The sequence below is a fragment of the Flavobacterium sp. JLP genome, from assembly GCF_015350755.1.
GTDB lineage: Bacteria > Bacteroidota > Bacteroidia > Flavobacteriales > Flavobacteriaceae > Flavobacterium.
Genome location: NZ_JADKPS010000002.1, coordinates 554,058 through 571,001, shown reverse-complemented (window position 1 = coordinate 571,001; position 16,944 = coordinate 554,058). Strand labels below are relative to the sequence as shown.

At 33.6% G+C, this 16,944-nt stretch carries 17 protein-coding genes; 12 read left to right on the top strand and 5 right to left on the bottom strand.

Annotation, left to right across the window (positions count from 1 at the left end; genetic code table 11):
• Nucleotides 1-56 precede the first annotated feature (56 nt).
• Both IRZ83_RS07865 and IRZ83_RS07860 read right to left on the bottom strand, forming a co-directional pair.
• Nucleotides 57-647 carry a DUF4082 domain-containing protein gene (locus IRZ83_RS07865; protein WP_194567944.1) on the bottom strand — a complete coding sequence of 197 codons (591 nt, stop codon included), beginning with the start codon at nucleotides 645-647 and terminating at the stop codon, nucleotides 57-59.
• A 35-nt stretch (nucleotides 648-682) separates the two neighbouring features.
• Entirely contained in the window at nucleotides 683-1,213 is a 531-nt protein-coding gene (locus IRZ83_RS07860; RefSeq protein WP_194567943.1) for a hypothetical protein, read from the bottom strand.
• A gap of 192 nt (nucleotides 1,214-1,405) precedes the next feature.
• Between IRZ83_RS07860 and IRZ83_RS07855 the strand changes: the two genes are divergently transcribed.
• Together IRZ83_RS07855 and IRZ83_RS07850 are read left to right on the top strand one after the other, a co-directional pair.
• Nucleotides 1,406-2,113, top strand: a complete 708-nt coding sequence (locus tag IRZ83_RS07855) for a LytR/AlgR family response regulator transcription factor (RefSeq protein ID WP_194567941.1) — start codon at nucleotides 1,406-1,408, stop codon at nucleotides 2,111-2,113.
• Entirely contained in the window at nucleotides 2,110-4,206 is a 2,097-nt protein-coding gene (locus IRZ83_RS07850) for an ATP-binding protein (RefSeq protein WP_194567939.1), read from the top strand. The genes IRZ83_RS07855 and IRZ83_RS07850 overlap by 4 nt, the downstream gene beginning before the upstream one ends.
• Nucleotides 4,207-4,397: 191 nt before the next feature.
• Here IRZ83_RS07850 and trxA read toward each other — a convergent pair whose 3' ends face one another.
• Nucleotides 4,398-4,715, bottom strand: coding sequence for a thioredoxin (gene trxA, locus IRZ83_RS07845; protein ID WP_012023423.1), 318 nt, complete (start codon nucleotides 4,713-4,715; stop codon nucleotides 4,398-4,400).
• Nucleotides 4,716-4,958: 243 nt separating this feature from the next.
• Between trxA and IRZ83_RS07840 the strand changes: the two genes are divergently transcribed.
• The 5 genes from IRZ83_RS07840 to IRZ83_RS07820 all read left to right on the top strand — a co-directional run bounded on the left by IRZ83_RS07840 (nucleotide 4,959) and on the right by IRZ83_RS07820 (nucleotide 10,100).
• Nucleotides 4,959-7,421: an AsmA family protein gene (locus IRZ83_RS07840; RefSeq protein WP_194567937.1), complete on the top strand. Its 2,463-nt coding sequence runs from the start codon at nucleotides 4,959-4,961 to the stop codon at nucleotides 7,419-7,421.
• A gap of 630 nt (nucleotides 7,422-8,051) precedes the next feature.
• Entirely contained in the window at nucleotides 8,052-8,225 is a 174-nt protein-coding gene (locus IRZ83_RS07835; protein WP_194567935.1) for a hypothetical protein, read from the top strand.
• Nucleotides 8,222-8,995, top strand: coding sequence for an HNH endonuclease (locus IRZ83_RS07830; protein WP_194567933.1), 774 nt, complete (start codon nucleotides 8,222-8,224; stop codon nucleotides 8,993-8,995). Before IRZ83_RS07835 ends, IRZ83_RS07830 begins: the two co-directional genes overlap by 4 nt.
• 245 nt (nucleotides 8,996-9,240) lie before the next feature.
• Nucleotides 9,241-9,687, top strand: a complete 447-nt coding sequence (locus IRZ83_RS07825; protein WP_194567931.1) for a very short patch repair endonuclease — start codon at nucleotides 9,241-9,243, stop codon at nucleotides 9,685-9,687.
• A 98-nt stretch (nucleotides 9,688-9,785) separates the two neighbouring features.
• Nucleotides 9,786-10,100, top strand: coding sequence for an HPF/RaiA family ribosome-associated protein (locus IRZ83_RS07820; protein ID WP_194567929.1), 315 nt, complete (start codon nucleotides 9,786-9,788; stop codon nucleotides 10,098-10,100).
• Nucleotides 10,101-10,250: 150 nt separating this feature from the next.
• Here IRZ83_RS07820 and IRZ83_RS07815 read toward each other — a convergent pair whose 3' ends face one another.
• Entirely contained in the window at nucleotides 10,251-10,907 is a 657-nt protein-coding gene (locus tag IRZ83_RS07815) for a hypothetical protein (RefSeq protein ID WP_194567927.1), read from the bottom strand.
• 242 nt (nucleotides 10,908-11,149) lie between these two features.
• On the opposite strand from IRZ83_RS07815, the gene IRZ83_RS07810 reads away from it, so the two are divergent.
• From IRZ83_RS07810 to IRZ83_RS07790, 5 genes are all read left to right on the top strand, one after another.
• On the top strand, nucleotides 11,150-11,641 hold the full coding sequence (locus tag IRZ83_RS07810; RefSeq protein ID WP_194567925.1) for a nuclear transport factor 2 family protein: 492 nt from the start codon (nucleotides 11,150-11,152) through the stop codon (nucleotides 11,639-11,641).
• Nucleotides 11,642-11,904: 263 nt separating this feature from the next.
• Nucleotides 11,905-13,287, top strand: a complete 1,383-nt coding sequence (locus tag IRZ83_RS07805) for an ammonium transporter (RefSeq protein ID WP_194567923.1) — start codon at nucleotides 11,905-11,907, stop codon at nucleotides 13,285-13,287.
• A gap of 151 nt (nucleotides 13,288-13,438) precedes the next feature.
• Nucleotides 13,439-14,116 (top strand): tRNA (guanosine(46)-N7)-methyltransferase TrmB, encoded by a 678-nt coding sequence (gene trmB / locus IRZ83_RS07800; protein ID WP_029271659.1) that lies wholly within the window; start codon nucleotides 13,439-13,441, stop codon nucleotides 14,114-14,116.
• A 44-nt stretch (nucleotides 14,117-14,160) separates the two neighbouring features.
• A complete protein-coding gene (locus tag IRZ83_RS07795; RefSeq protein ID WP_029271658.1) occupies nucleotides 14,161-14,796 on the top strand; it encodes a LysE family transporter in 636 nt (211 codons plus the stop codon).
• Between the two features lie 113 nt (nucleotides 14,797-14,909).
• Nucleotides 14,910-15,239, top strand: a complete 330-nt coding sequence (locus IRZ83_RS07790) for an MGMT family protein (RefSeq protein ID WP_194567921.1) — start codon at nucleotides 14,910-14,912, stop codon at nucleotides 15,237-15,239.
• Between the two features lie 366 nt (nucleotides 15,240-15,605).
• On the opposite strand, the gene IRZ83_RS07785 is transcribed toward IRZ83_RS07790, so the two are convergent.
• Nucleotides 15,606-16,931 carry a sensor histidine kinase gene (locus IRZ83_RS07785; RefSeq protein WP_194567919.1) on the bottom strand — a complete coding sequence of 442 codons (1,326 nt, stop codon included), beginning with the start codon at nucleotides 16,929-16,931 and terminating at the stop codon, nucleotides 15,606-15,608.
• Nucleotides 16,932-16,944: the final 13 nt, after the last annotated feature.

Here is a 16,944-nt window from a genome sequence, read left to right as displayed (position 1 = left end):
CCGCAGCCAAACCTTCTTCCAAACTTACTAATTCAAACTATATCCAAAAAAACAAATTACTCAGTTTGTTGAAATTTAAAAGTAATATCTCCAGCGTAATAGGTATTACGTGCATTTGTAGGGAAAATAGTTTCAGCCGCTGTACTCGATATATAAGCATAACCAGTGATTGTTATATTTCCAGCTACAATAGGATAAGTTACTGCAGATCCGTCTGTTTTTGTTCTGTTAATCCAGTCATCGCTGTTTACTGTAAAGAAGTATTCTTTGTCTTTAGTCAAAGCGATTGGAGATATTGTTTTTTCTACTGTTACGTTTGCCGTTGCAACATTTAATGTTTCAGATTTTATAACTGTTTTTGTCGCGACATCCCATAACGTAATTCTTAATGCGCTGTTTACATCTGGAATTTTAACGATTAATGATTTTATTTTTCCTGTTACAGTTGGTTTAAAACTGAATCCGTATTCGTAAATTCCTGAGTTTTTTACATCTACTGCCTTTTGGCTAAATCCTGATGCGGCCATATAGGCATCTAACGGATTTTCTTCATTATAAGTAACTTTGTCTTTGTCGTCATCACTGCTGCACGAAAAAGTTACTAATGCAACTGTTAGAATGGTAAAAATGGTTTTAAAAGATTTCATAATAATTAGTTTTAAAAATGATTAAATGACTCTTGCTACTGAATATTAAAATGTGCACAAACTTCTTCGTAACTCATTTTAGAATAATCCAGTTTTGCTGTTTTTGCTGTTGCGGCTACACCTCCAGGAATCAAAATATAGCGCCAGCTAAGCGTTGTTGGAAGATTCACTGTTCCGCCTGCATCATGTCTGAATCTGAACAATTTGATTTTTTGCAAAGTCGAAATAGCTGTAATTGTATTGACAAATCCGCCAGCCGTTGATGTGTAAGGCAATGTGTAAGTACCTGATCCGAACGAAACATATACTAATATGGTTCCTTTTGCCAGAATATCTGCTGATAATTCAGGTGCATTAATAGTTGTTGACATTCCTGACGTACCATCTATTGTTTCTGCTGCTGCTGTTGGCGCTGTTATCCACGCACTGTAAATAACATTTGCTGATCCTGCAGGTCCTGTTGCTCCTGTTTGTCCGTCAACTCCGTCTGCCCCGTCATCGCTGCTGCATGAAACTGTAGAAATGGCAACTAATAAGATTGTAAAAATGGTTTTTGAAAATTTCATAGTAATTTGATTTTAATAATTCATTAAATGGTTAGTTTTTAATTCAATAACATTATTTTTGTAACAGTCAGAATACTTTATTTTTATCTGACGAATTAATTACATGGCAAATTTGCGGGATTAAAACGGGGCGAAAAACCACTAATAGACAAACAGCATTTTAAATAGACAGACGACATAAAACCAAATCAAATGATAAAAAAGTACACTTGTATTATTATTGACGATGACGAAATAGACAGACTGACGGTAGTTTCGTTTGCTAAAAAGTTTCCGATTTTAGATATTATAGGTGTTTTTGAGTCGGCTGAAGAAGCGCTTCCGTTTATCGAAAAAGAAAAAGTCGATATTTTATTTCTGGATATCGATATGCCTGGCTTAAACGGAATCGAGTTTAGAAAACAAGCATTAGAAATTCCCGTTTGTATTTTCATAACAGCACATCCAGAACATGCTGTAGAAAGTTTTGAAATTGAAACCTTGGATTTTATCGTAAAACCATTAAAACTCGATCGCTTTGCACAAACCGTAAGCCGTATTGAAGAATTTATGGAAATAAAACTCAAAGCATTGCTTTTTGAAGCCAGTATTGGCGGTGACACTATTTACATAAAAGAAGGACACGAACAGACCAAAGTAAAACTGCATGATATTTTATACCTCGAAGCTTTAAAAGACTACACGCTGATTATTACCAATAAAAAAAGACATTGTGTTTTAGCGAGCATCGGAAATCTTTTGAAAGAAGATCATTTTCAATCTTTTATCAGAATTCACAGGAGTTTTGCAGTTCAGAAACAATTTATCCAAAAAATTAATTCTTCGGAAATCATATTGAACAATAACATTGCCATTCCTGTGGGAAGAAGTTATAAAGAAAATCTAAACCTGTTCTCATGAGAAAAATAGGTTTTTTGGTTTTTGTTTTTATCTCCTTTTCGGTTTTTGGACAACAAGAACCAAATTTAGCGCGTTATAAAACGACACATCAAAAACTTGTTGCCTGGGTTAAATATTGCAATGAAATTAAAAACATCGAAGCATATCCCAAACTTATCATTCAGGCTGACAAAGGAATAAATCTCTCTAAAAATCATCCAGCATTTTTGAGTAAATTCTATTATTTTAAAGGATTTGCATATGAGTTCAGCAATAACAAATATCAAAAAGCGGCTGATAATTACGAGTTATCTCTAAAATATGCCCAGAAAGCGAAACATCTTAAAATAGAAGTAAATACTTTAATGCGCCTGAGTTACATGTATTACGCCCTTAATGCAACTACAAAAAGGGTTCATTTAATTGATTACATCAAAAAAGTCGCAGATACCACAAAAAGTGTTTATGCCCACGCTGTTCTTTACGGAAGTGTGGCTGAATATTATCTCGATAATGGTGCGTATGAAACTTTTATTGGGTATCAGCTGAAGGCTATTGATTATAAAAAGAAAATTCAAAAAAGCCCGACCAATTACGAAAACATCGGAATTTCATACAGCCAGATTGCTGCTGCGTATACCAAAATGAAACAATACGATAAAGCGATCGATTATCTAAACGATGCAAAACCTTATGTAAAAAATTCTCCTTACGTAAGCGCTTTTTTATGCAATTACTACCTGCAATGTTTTGTGCCGTTAAAAAAGCTCGACAGCATTCAGAAATATTATCGCTTGATTTATACCTATCCAACCAAACAAGATTCCTTATTTATTAATTTAAGTTTTGCCAACAGAAGCCTGTCTGACTATTATGTTGCCGAAGGAAAGACAGACATTGCTTACAAATATGCCAAAAAAGCAGTTTTATTGGGACAAAAATCTACTGACGAAGACATTATCATGGAAGCCAATACCGTAATGGGAAGGGTTTTATATGAAAAAGGAGAATATAAAAAGGCAATTGAAATCTTGACATTGGCCTCTAAAAATGCTTATACCTACGACAAGGAATCGTATGTGATGATCAATAAAAAGCTTTCGCAAAGTTATGCGGCGCTAGGACTTTGGAAAAAAGCTTATGATTTTAATGAAATTTACAGCAAGGCCAATGACGAAATGATGCTGGAATCAGCGAAACAAAGTATTGCAAATGCCGAAGCACGTTATCAAAACAAAGTTAAAGGTCAAGAAATTAAAACGCTTTCGACACAAAATACAATTAAAAACATTCAGATTGAAGAAGCAAAAAAACAGCGTTTCTTTTTAATTGCCGGCTTGATTTTGGTTGGCATAATTGTCTTATTGCTGTTTATGCAGAGCCGAAACCGCAAAAAAACCAATCAGAAATTACAGCTTTTGAATCAGGAATTAGATGATGCAAATAAGACAAAAGCACGTTTCTTTGGTATTTTAAACCATGATTTGCGAAGTCCGGTTTCGAACCTGATTCACTTTTTACATCTTCAAAAAGAGAATCCAGAATTAATTGACGAAGCCACAGCGCAGCGTATGCAAACGAAAGTTATTACTGGAGCGGAGAATTTATTATCTTCTATGGAAGATATTTTATTATGGAGCAAAGGACAGATGGAAAACTTCAAACCTAATGCGCACCAATTTTCGGTTGAGGGTTTATTCGAAGAAACTCTAAAACATTTTTCAAATATCGAAAACATAACGCTTTCATTTGAAGACCCAGAAAAGATCATTTTAAATACAGATGAAAATTATCTGAAAACCATAATGCGAAATCTTACCGGAAATGCTATCAAAGCGCTTGATAAAACTCCAAACGGAAAAATAATCTGGAAAGCTTGGCAAAAAAACAATCAAATTTATCTTTCGATAACAGATAACGGCCCGGGCGGCAGTCAGGAAAAATTCAAAGCTCTTTACGATGATTCTGAAGTTATCGGAATAAAATCTGGTTTAGGATTACATTTAATTCGGGATTTGGCAACCGCAATTAACTGCAAAATAGAAGTCGTTTCAAAACCTGATGTAGGAACCACTTTCTTGATTATATTTCAAAGAAATCATTTAAACGCATAGAAACATAGATTTTTGTAAACTTAAAAAAGACATTTTATTTGTTTAAAAGCACATAGTTATGTGTGTTTCTGTAAGTGAAACGCCTTTTATACTCAAAAAAAAGCTATGTTTCTATATGTTTAAAAAATTAAAAGCAATAAAAAAGGCTTGACTTTCGCCAAACCTTCTTTATATAAATCATAATCTTACGATTACAACAAAGCGTCTAAACTATCTGCGTAGGTTTGTTTCGGAGCAACTCCTACTTGTTTTCCTACTACTTCACCGTTATGAAACACCAAAACGGTTGGTATGTTGCGCACACCATATTTTGCAGCGAATTCTTGGTTTGCATCTACATCTACTTTACCAACAACTACTTTACCTGCGTACTCGTCGCTCAATTGGTCAATGATTGGACCAACCATTCTACAAGGACCGCACCATGCTGCCCAAAAATCTACCATTACTGGTTTATCTGATTTTAAAACTACTTCATCAAAAGTAGCATCTGTTATTGCTAATGCCATAATATCTTATATTTAAATTATCGTCTGAATAGTTAAAAGCTTCAAACTAGACTACAAATTTAAAAATTAAATACGAATCAAACACCATTCGCAAATTAGTTTTGATTATAAATGTATTGTCATTAATTATAAGACTAATAAGTCATTTATTGACAAGCTATTAATTACTAATAAATTGAAAATCATAATTTTAATTAAGAAAATTTTTTATCTTATCTTTAATGATTAAGAAAATTCGTCCAGATGAAAGAAACTTTATATAAAATAAAAGCCTTTTTGCAATCAGCACCTTTTAAAAAATACGCCAAACGTTTTGGCTTTTTTGTTTTAGGACTTGTTGCATTGCTTTTAATTGTCTGTGGCGCATTGTCGGTTTATTTTAATAGAAATAAAACCGAAATCATTGCCAAAATCAACACGAAGATTAATGAAAATATAAATGGAGAATTTCATGTTGGCGATTTTCAGTATAAATTTTTAACGGGTTTCCCGAATTTTACTCTTGCCCTAAAAGATGTCGAACTCAAAGACAAACAATGGAAAACACACCAGCATACTTTATTGAAAGCCAAAGAAATTGAAGCGAGATTGAATGTCTGGAGTTTAATACAAAACGAAATCAACATTCACAAAATACTCATCAACGACGCCGAAATTTATCTTTATAAAGCCGAAAACGGTTATTCGAATTCTGATATTTTTAAACCAAAAAAGAAAAAATCTCCAGAAAATACATCGGATAGAGAAACTACAATTGACCAAGTTGACCTCAGTAAAGTTCATTTTATTTTAGACAACAGAATTGGACATAAATTGTTTGATTTTGATGTGGCCAGTTTAAAAACGAAAGTAGATTATGATGGAGACGATTGGCAGACCAATGTATTTTTAGATACTCAAATTAAAAGTTTGGCTTTTAATACCGTTCACGGAAGTTTTGCCAAAGAAAAACAGCTCAAAGGAACTTTTGATGTTTCGTATTCGTCTGAAAAAGAAAAAATCGATGTAAAAACAGAAAATCTCAAAATTGGAACTGATGCTTTTGACATTGTTGCCTTTTTTAATTTAGCCAAAGGAAATGCGCTTTTCGGAATCAATATTGGAACCACTATTTTATGGAAAAATGCTTCGAATTTACTGTCGGGAAACATCAGTTCTAAATTAAACCGATTTGATTTGAAAAAGGAAATTGATGTCAATTGCGACATCAAAGGCGATTTTAATGCCGAAGGAGACCCGAAAATTGTGGTTCAGGCGATAATTAAAAACAACGAATTAAGTATTCCCGACGGATTGCTGACAGACTGCAGTTTTAAAGGTATTTTTACCAATAATTTCAAGCCTTCTGCGGGTTTTAATGATGCTAATTCGGCTGTAATTATAACACATTTGTCTGGAAATTTCCAGAATGTTCCCATTATTGTACCGCAAGTAACCATCAATAATCTCGAAAAACCCATTGCAACCGGCCTCGTAAATGCTGATTTTGACGTTACCAGACTGAACGAAATGAGCAATGACAAATGGATACAGTTTTCAGAAGGACATGCTAAAGCGAATTTAAAATTCCAATTTGATATTGTCGATCTGTATATTACAAAACCCCGATTTATAGGAAATGTAAATGTAGAAAATACGTCATTTCATTTTATTCCGAAAGACATTCACGCCGAAAAAATCAATGTTCAGCTTGACTTTACTGAAAAAGCTTTGCTGATTAAAAAAATTGCCTACAAACACAAAAACAACACCGTTTTTATGGAAGGCAAAATCGATAATTTCTTGAATTTATATTATGATGCGCCAGAAAAAATGGTCGTAAATTGGGATATTTATTGCCCAAATCTCGACATGAAACAATTCTTGAGTGTTTTGTCGAGTTCGCAAAAAAAGAAAACAGCATCGAAACCTAAAAAAAGAGTTACGATGTCTGAACAACTGCGAAGTACCATTGAAAAATGCATTGTAGACATCAACTTTAAAGCCGACAAAATAGTATACAACCACTTGACGGCCAGCAACACAAAAGCCGAAATCATGATGATTGATTCTAAGCTCATCATCAAAAATGGTTCACTGCAGACTTCTGGCGGAAGCATTACTTTTAACAGCGTTGTATCGCCCAATGGCAAGAATTTTAATTTCAGCTCAAACGCGCAGGTTACTCGCGTAGATATTTCTAGTTTTTTGAAATCGTTTAACAATTTCGGCATCACCTCTTTTAGCCCGAAAAACCTAAAAGGCAGGCTGAGCAGTCAGGCAAATGTTACCGGTTTTATTAACAGCCAAGGTGAATTAATTACCAATTCGATGCACGGAAATCTGACTTTCAATGTCAACCAAGGCGCCTTATTAAACTTTGAACCTATTGTAAAAGTGGGCAAATTTGCGTTTCCTTTTCGCGATGTCAAGAATATTACATTCAGTGATTTATCTGGGAATTTTAAATTGCGCGGTGAGCAGGTCGATATTAATAATTTAACGATCAGTTCCAGCGTTTTAAATCTCGATGCTGAAGGTATTTACTCTTTCGGAAGCGGTACAAATCTAGCATTGACAATCCCACTCCGAAATTCTAAAAACGACGCTCAATTGTCCAGCCAAGCCGAGCGCGATGCCGTCCGCGAAAAAGGAATTGTTTTGCATTTAGTAGCTGTGGATGATGCTGGTAAAATGAAAATTAAGTGGGGGAAGAAGGGGAAGTAGGACTGATTTATAAGTAATCATAAAACCCGTATATGTACTCTGTTAAGATTTTTATCTTATTGTCATACTTGGATCAATAACTCAAACCATAAAAAACATACCACAGGAGATTCATTTATCACAACTTTAAAAAAGCGAATTTAGAATGGGGCGAATTTAGATATACGAATAGTCGCGAAATTAGAGTTGGAGAAGGATATTTACAAATACCCTCAGAAGCCACCTATAATTTTAACATTACAAATAATAATTCAAATATAAGATCTGCAGAATATGATTTTAGTAATTCTGATGGTTTTTTGGTTAATCAAAAATTATTAGCTTCAGATAATCAACACAAACAGGAATTTGAAAAACAATTTCATGGCTCAGGGAATCTAGAATTACTTGGTGATTGGTTTGCTCATATTAATGCTCAAATTGGGGACAGATTGAAATTAAATTTATTATTCCAAATGAAATTATTCTAACAAAAATATAAATCAATAACATATATTTTTTATATTGAAATTAAATATTTAAGACTATATTTCAGATATTGAAAAAGATCAACGAAATATTAATAAATTATAGAAAAAACACTGTTCAATAGATTGCCGGGCTTTTTTTAATGATTATAATTTTAAAAAAATGATACAAAAATTAGAAATATTTTTAACTTCTGACCAACCAACAACTTGTCCTAAATGTGGAAATAGAACAAAATTGGTCAAAGAGTTTGAGCTGGCTCAACAACATGAATGTCTTTCTGAAGAATGCAATTTTCAATTTGTTTTAGAAAGTGATAATGAAGATGAAATATGAAAGAAGGGCAAAAACTTTGGACAAGAGAAGAATTAATTGTTACAGTAAATTTATATTACAAATTACCATTTGGTAGATTACACCGTTTAAATCCGGCAGTAATTCACCTTGCAAATCTTATTGGAAGAACACCAGACTCAGTTGCCTACAAACTTGTAAATTTTGCAAGTCTTGACCCAAGTTTGAAAGCAAGAGGAATTAAAGGTGCATCAAACACGAGTAAATTAGATGTCAAAATATGGAACGAATTTTTTGAGAACTTAGACATTCTGCCTTTTGAAAGTGAAAAATTATTAGCAAATTTTGAGCATATGTCCATTGAACAATTAAATCATATTCCAGAATTTGAATTACAAAAAGAAGGAAAAACCAGAGATCAACTTTTAAAGGTTCGAGTTAATCAATCATTTTTTAGAAGTTCAATCTTAGCATCTTATAACAACACTTGTTGCATAACTGGGATTCAGCAACCAGAATTTTTAATAGCTGGTCATATAAAACCTTGGAGTGTTGATGAAAAAAACAGATTAAATCCTCAAAATGGAATTGCAATTAACGCACTTCACGATAAAGCTTTTGAAACTGGCTTATTGACTATTACAACTGATTTTAAAATCAAAATTTCTTCTACTTTATTAAAACAAAAAAAATCAAAATCGATTGAAGATTATTTTTTAAAGTTTGACAATCAAGACATAATATTACCATCAAGATTTTTTCCAGATATTGAATTTCTCAAATACCATAACGAATTTCGTTTTAAACATTGATTTTGTCTTAGAAAAATGAGATATTAATAGCAATATTAGATATCTCAACAAAACCCTTAATAAAAAAGAGAAGTCAATTTAGAATTAAATCTGGAAATTTATCAAATTTGTACAAAGAAAATGAAATTATTGACATTACAATTTAAGATCACTTTCAATGTAAATTATAAAACATTCCCCCAACAACCTATAACCCATAAAATACCACTAATTATTAAATTTAAACGCCTTAATAATTATTCATTATGGATTGTTTTACGCCGGAACAGCGCTCTAAAAACATGCGTGCGATAAAAAGCAAAGACACCAAAGAAGAAATCACTTTGGCAAAAGCGTTATGGAATATAGGCTTGCGTTATCGGAAAAACAACAAAAAAGTCTTTGGCTGTCCAGATTTAACTTTTACTCCTCTTAAAATTGCCATTTTTGTTGATGGTGAATTCTTCCACGGAAAAGATTGGGAAACCAAAAAAAAACCAAAAACCAATTCAGAATATTGGATCAAAAAAATTGAACGGAATATGCAAAGAGACATTGAAGTCAATGCCTATTTAGAATCTCAAAACTGGAAAGTACTGCGTTTTTGGAGCAACGATGTCAAAAAGAATCTAGGCTCTTGCATTATGGAAATTCTAAATATGATTAATTTTAGGAGAGAGCAATTATCAAAAATTCCTCCTTTATGGGAATGACAAAAAATCCCGAAATTTTTCATAATGTTTTATTAACTCGCTTGTCTTTTCATTCTAATTGAGATAGCTTTGAGAAACTATCATTAAATATATACCTTATGAAAATTCAAATAAATACAGATAAAAACATTGACGGACACGAAAGATTAGAAGCTTATTTTTCTGCAGAATTAGAAAAAGGCTTAGCTCGATTTGAGGAAAAAATTACCCGAGTTGAAGTTCATTTTGGAGATGAAAATGGAGAGAAATTCAGCTTAAACGATAAAAAATGCGTGATCGAAGTGCGCACTGCAAAATTACAGCCTTTAACGGTTACAGAGCATGCTGATACAATCGAAAAAGCTTTTAGCGGTGCTTTAAGCAAAGTAAAAAAATCACTTACTACAACTTTCGAAAAACTGAAAGCGCACTAGGGGGAAAAGTTGCAAAGGTTCAAAGGTACATAGGCTCAGAGGTTTTTCTTTGCGCCTATGTACCTTTGTCACTTGTACCTTTGTCACTTTGCCACTTTGAACCTTTGTACCTTTATCACTTTGCACCTTTGCCACTTTGTACCTCTAAAATTATGATTTTGGTAACGGAGCTCCAACTGCAATATCGCAACGGTGACCTGGTTTTCCGTGTGCGGGGTTCATTCCGTCTGCTGTTGCTACTGGTTCTTCTGTACTTAATAAAGCCGGAACAGCATTTCCTGCTGGTGGTGTTACCGTAAAGGTTTGTGAAGTGCTTCCCCCTTGTGTTGGAGTTGCAGCAACTGGTTTTGCAACTGGAGAATTTAAAAGTGCTCCAACCGGAATATCACATCTGTGACCTGGCTGTCCGTGCGACGGATTCATTCCTTTCCCTACTTTTACCGGCTGCGCAACAGTTGTTGTTGTCGTAATTCTATTTTGCTGATTCGGATTTACTTGAACAGTTTGAACAGGCTGTGCTGTTTGTCCTTGCGCTGGTGCCGAATTCAATGGTGCGCCAACTGCAATATCGCAACGGTGACCTGGCTGTCCGTGAGCGGGATTCAAACCTTTGGTTTCTCCTAAAACTGTATTTGGGTTTGTGGCGGGTGCCTGTACTACAGATTGGACTTTTGCCGTATCTTTTACTAAACCTAATTTAATTAATTCAGAAGTAGGCGTACTTTGTTGTGGTTCTAATTCTTTTTTGCAGGACACAAAAAGCAAAGAAGAAATAACGATCGAACTTATAATGGTTTTCGGATTCATGTTTGTGGTATTTTAGAGCACTCAAATATAAAAAATTAAACTATATAAGTAATGTAAGATCTTTTAAGTTTTTGATTTACTTTATGATTAAATCTCGCAAAAACGGTAAGGCGGGAAGTTTTTTTCTCGCAGATTTTAAACTGAATGAAATATTAGACTATCTGTCTAAATCTGCTAAATCTGGGTGAAACCTTTTATCCTTTAAAAATCATTCCTACCTTTAAACTCAAATAACTTAACTCATGAAAAAATCAATTCTACTCCTTCTATTCGTTACATTTTTTGCAAATGCACAAACTTCTGATAAAGACAAAATCAATCAAACACTAGACACTTGGCATAAAGCTGCTGCCGATGTGAAGTTCGATGCTTATTTTGATTTAATGGCTGATGATGCCATTTTTATAGGAACAGATGCAACTGAAAACTGGACTAAAAAGAATTTCAAAATTTGGGCGAAACCATTTTTTGATAAAGGAAAAACTTGGAATTTTACTGCTTTAGAACGCAATATCTTTTTTGACAAAACTGGAACCATTGCTTGGTTTGATGAATTGCTGAATACGCAAATGAAAATCTGCCGCGGTTCAGGCGTTTTAGTCAAAATAGGAAACGAATGGAAAATCCAGCATTATGTGTTATCCATGACGATTCCGAATGACGAAGTTGATGCCGTAACTAAAGCTAAAGCGCCAATCGAAGATATTCTGATTGCAAAACTTAAGAAGAAATAAAACATTTTAGAACTTTCTTATTATAATCCTAACTTTTCTAGCACTTTAGCAAACCTATTGTCAATTTAATTATAATACAATTGATAAAATTCTTTGTAATTTAGAAGTTCAAAATAAGATTGTCTCAAAAAAAAGACCTGTATTTTACAAAATCGACTAAAATAAAAGACAAGCCTCTATTTTTAAAGCCTTAAAAATCAAAATATCTATTTTTTTTTAACTTTGACCCCAAAAAAAATAGGGTTCAATAAAGTATTTGAAAAATGAAAATAGAAAGACGCTGGATCATCTCCTTTATTATTATAAGTATTGTTTGTATTACAGGGGCATTTTGGCCAACAGTTACTAAAAATAGTTATGTATTGTCTAAGTTTGGTACAATAGACCATATTGTTCCTGCAGATGTCGCTTGGATGCTGACTTCCTGCTGTCTTGTTTTAATCATGACACCGGGATTATCTTTTTTCTATGGCGGTATGGTAGGCAAGAAAAATGTTATTTCAACCATGCTGCAAAGTTTCATTTGTTTGGGCGTAGTAACACTTTTATGGGTTGCTGTCGGATTTAGCTTGGCTTTTGGAGAACCAGTAGGTTTTGGTTCTGGAGATCACTTTTACAGCTTCTTCGGAAATCCGACTACTTTTGCTTTTATGGATTATGTGGGCGTTTTGCCTCATAAACAATTGGCAAGCACAATTCCGTTTATGCTGTTTGCGCTGTTTCAAATGAAATTTGCCATAATTGCGCCGGCAATTATTACTGGTTCATTTGCAGAACGTGTTCGCTTTATATCGTATTTATTATTCATCAGTTTGTTTACTATATTTATTTATGCGCCTTTGTGCCATTCTGTTTGGTATCCAACAGGTGTTTTAGGAAGTTATTTCGGCGTTAAAGATTTCGCTGGCGGAACGGTAGTTCACATGAGTTCTGGATTTGCTGCTTTGGCAGGTGTTTTAGTTCTCGGAAAAAGAAAAAATAGCCAGCATATTCCAACCAATATTCCGTTTGTATTATTAGGAACTGGAATGTTATGGTTTGGCTGGTTCGGTTTCAACGCTGGTTCAGCTCTTGCTGCAAACGGAACTGCCGCAATGGCATTTGCAACGACAACAACTTCATCGGCAGCCGCCATGTTAACTTGGGTTTTCTTTGATAGAATGAACGGCAGAAAAGTTTCGGCATTAGGCGCTTGCATTGGAGCTGTTGTTGGATTGGTTGCCATAACTCCGGCAGCAGGTTATATTTCTGTTCCTGAAAGTATGTTCTTCGGGTTTATTACTGCTTTGGTTTCAAACTCAGTTGTTAACTGCAGTTTCTCAAAAAGATTCGATGACACTCTTGATGTTTTTGCTTGTCACGGCGTTGGCGGTATTATGGGGATGATCCTTACTGCGATCTTCGCACACGGAGAAAATGCGAGTTTATTACACGGTGGCTGGAACGTTTTTGCGCATCATATGATGGCTTTAGTTTTAGTATCGATATTTACTTTCTTCGGAGCTTATTTCTTGTTTAAAGTAACCAACTTTATTATTCCGCTTCGTGTTTCTGAAGAAAACGAACACATCGGACTTGATTTATCGCAGCACGACGAAACATTAGATCCAAAATCAAAACCCATTACAGAACCGCATTACGGTTGAAAATATACCACAGATTTCGCAAATTAAAATGATTTTTAATTAAATAATTAATCTTTCTAATTTGTGAAATCTATTGTAAAAACTTTTAAAACCTAATTGCACTATTTTCATTCGTTTATATTCCTTAATTTTGCGGAAAATTTTTGTACAAGTGGGAAGTAAAAATAAACTAAAAAGATTCAGAGAAAACGAAACATTTGAAAACGTTTTTCAACCAACAAGAGAAGAAGTTGTAGGCGATTTAATGCCTCTGAAAGGAAAATGGAATTCTGATTTCTTTAAAAATGACAATCCATTAGTTTTAGAATTAGGATGTGGAAAAGGAGAATATTCTGTTGGATTAGCAGAAAGATATCCGAACAAAAATTTTATCGGAATTGATATTAAAGGAGCTCGTTTCTGGAGAGGTGCAAAAACCGCTGTTGAAAACGGACTGCATAACGTTGCATTTGTTCGAACTCAAATCGAATTAATCAATCATATTTTTGCTGATAATGAAGTAGATGAAATCTGGATTACATTTCCGGATCCGCAAATCAAATACAAAAGAACAAAACACAGAATGACAAATTCTGAATTTTTGAAATTGTATAAAAAAATCCTTAAAAAAGACGGTGTCGTAAACCTAAAAACCGACAGCGAATTTATGCACGGATATACGCTTGGATTGCTTCACGGCGAAGGACATGAGGTTTTATACGCCAATCATAATGTCTATAAAAATGAAGGAAGTCCAGAAGAAGTTACTGCTTTTCAAACTTTCTATGAAAAACAATATTTAGAAATTAACAAGGCAATTACGTATATTCGTTTCAAAATTAAAGATTAATTTAATTTTGAAAACAGTTTTTTTCTAACCCATCAAATAATTGAATGGCATTACTTACTCCATTACTTTCAGGTTTTATTGCAGCAGTTATAGGGATTATTCCGCCAGGTTTAATCAACATGACAGCAGCGAAAATAAATCTGAAAGAAGGGAAAAAGAATGCAATGTGGTTTGTAATTGGCGCTGTTTTAGTCATTTTTTTTCAGGTTTATGTAGCGGTTTTATTTGCTCAGGTAATTGACAATCGGCCAGATGTGGTTACTCTACTGCGTGAAGTTGGATTCGGTATTTTTTCGGTCTTGACGATATACTTTTTGTTTATCGCCAAAGAACCCAAAGCAAAGAAATCGAAGATTAAAAAAAGCAGTAAAAAAAGCCGTTTCTTTTTAGGAATGCTGCTTTCGGGATTGAACTTTTTTCCAATTCCGTATTATGTTTTGGTAAGTGTTACTTTGGCATCTTACCAACTTTTTGTTTTTGAGAGCAACATCATTTTTACTTTTGTTTTAGGTTCTGTTTTAGGTTCGTTTGTTGTTTTGTACAGCTACATTGCCTTTTTTGGAAGAATAGAAAAGAAAACGGATTATTTGATGCGAAACATGAACACTATTATTGGCAGCATTACGGGTTTAGTTGCTATCCTTACACTTTTTAATATTTTGAATTACTACTTTGGGTAAAACATAAACCACAGATTTGGCAGATTATTTTTGCCACAAATTAAAGTTTTTTGATTTAATTTTAATCCGCTTAATCTGCAAAATCTGCGAGAAACAATTTTAAAAATCAAATTATGACCGAAGATAATTTTTTCGAAAAAGTGTATGCGGTTGCCAGGCAAATTCCGTACGGAAAAGTAACTTCTTATGGCGCAATTGCAAAAGCTTTAGGAACCGCACGTTCTGCACGAATGGTTGGCTGGGCGATGAATGCGTGTCATAATATGGACGATATTCCCGCGCATCGCGTTGTAAACAGAAAAGGACTTTTGACCGGAAAACATCACTTTGACGGAACCAATTTAATGCAGCAATTACTGGAAAGCGAAGGCATTAAAATTGTCGACAATCAAATTATAGATCTCGAAAAACATTTCTGGGAACCGGAAATTTCCACCTTATAAATGATATAAGTTCATTTTAAGTTTGCTTTACTTTATCAATTAATCGCGCAAAGACGCAGAGTCGCTAAGTTTTTCTTTTTTAAGTTTTTCTTTGCCACTCTGCTTCTTTGCGCGATTAAATACAAACAGCTTTGCTTGAAATTTTATACGCAACATTTAAATGAACTTATATAACCATATAAGTTCATTTTAAGTTTGCTTTACTTTATCAATTAATCGCAAAGACGCAGAGTCGCTAAGTTTTTCTTTTTTAAGTTTTTCTTTGCGACTCGGCTTCTTTGCGTGATTAAATACAAACAGCTTTGCGTCAAATTTTATACGCAACATTTAAATGAACTTAAATCACTTATATGGTGGGGAAAAAAATCAAATCAAACAAATAACAAAACTCGTTTTATCTTCATCGGTTTGATAGCTTAGATAACCGCCGTGCGCTTCTATAATATTTTTTGAAAGCGTTAAGCCAATTCCCGCGCCGTCTTTTCTAGTGGTAAAAAATGGAAGAAATACTTTGTCCCGAATTTCCGGATCGATTCCTTTTCCGTTATCAGAGAGCGTGATAAAAAAGCGATTGTTTTCTGTATAGCTGGAAAGAATCAGTTTCTTTTCTGTTTTATCTTTTAAAGCGTGAATACTATTGGTAATCAAATTTATAATTACCTGTTCCATTTGGTTTTTATCTATTAAAATAGAACGCGAACTATTAATTTCATTCATCAATTCGATGCCTTCAGCTTTCAAAATCGGATTCATAATGCGCAAACAATCTTCAAACAATCCGTTAATGGGCGTCATCTGCTTATTTGGTGTCGGCAACATGGCCAGTTTTCTGTAATTTTCAACAAAAACCTGCAAATGGTCGCTTCTGTTTATAATCGTAGAAATACTGCTTTTAATGTCATCAAAATCATCTTCTTCGAGTTTTTCCTGATCGACAATTTGGAGTAAATTCTGCGAAAGCGCACGAATTGGCGTTAAAGAATTCATTAATTCATGCGAAATAATTTTCATCAAATTAATCCAGGCTTCTTTTTCTTTTTTCTCAATAACGCGCTGAATACTATCTAATAAAATAATAAAATATTCTTTGTTATAGGTTTTTGTAAGCGAAGTCTGCAGCATAAAAGTCTGCAAATCCTGCTCTTCGATTTTAATAGAAATTGCCGATTTTAACTCGGTAAAACCAACAGTTTCAATTTCGGCACAAAGCGAAGGCAAATAATTTTTAAGGTATTTCCATTGACTGACTTTTGGCACTTTAAACAAAGTCGAAAAACAATCGTTCATCAAAAAAATATCCCAATCCTCATTTTCTCTTTCTAGGATTAATGTGGCGGTATCAATACTGTTCAAAATCGACTTATAAACTAATTCTTTAGAAGTTTGTTCTTGTTGCTGTACTTTTAAAGTTTCGTACAAAAGGTATAAATTTTCAAAATGGCCTTTTTTGTTCTCCTCTGGAAAATTGGATGAAAAATCATTTTTTAAAATGGAAAGCAAAGTTCTGTCGTAAAAAAGCAGTCGGTTTTTAACATAAAAATACATTTCTGACAACAATATAACGACAAAAACACCAACTACAAGAGCGTTATAATAAAACATATTATAAATTAGAAAAACGCAAAAGAAAAAGAGAATCATAATAAATAAGACTCTCACAAATAAGGCGTTATAGAACTTCCAGTTTTTCATTTTGTTTTTTTTA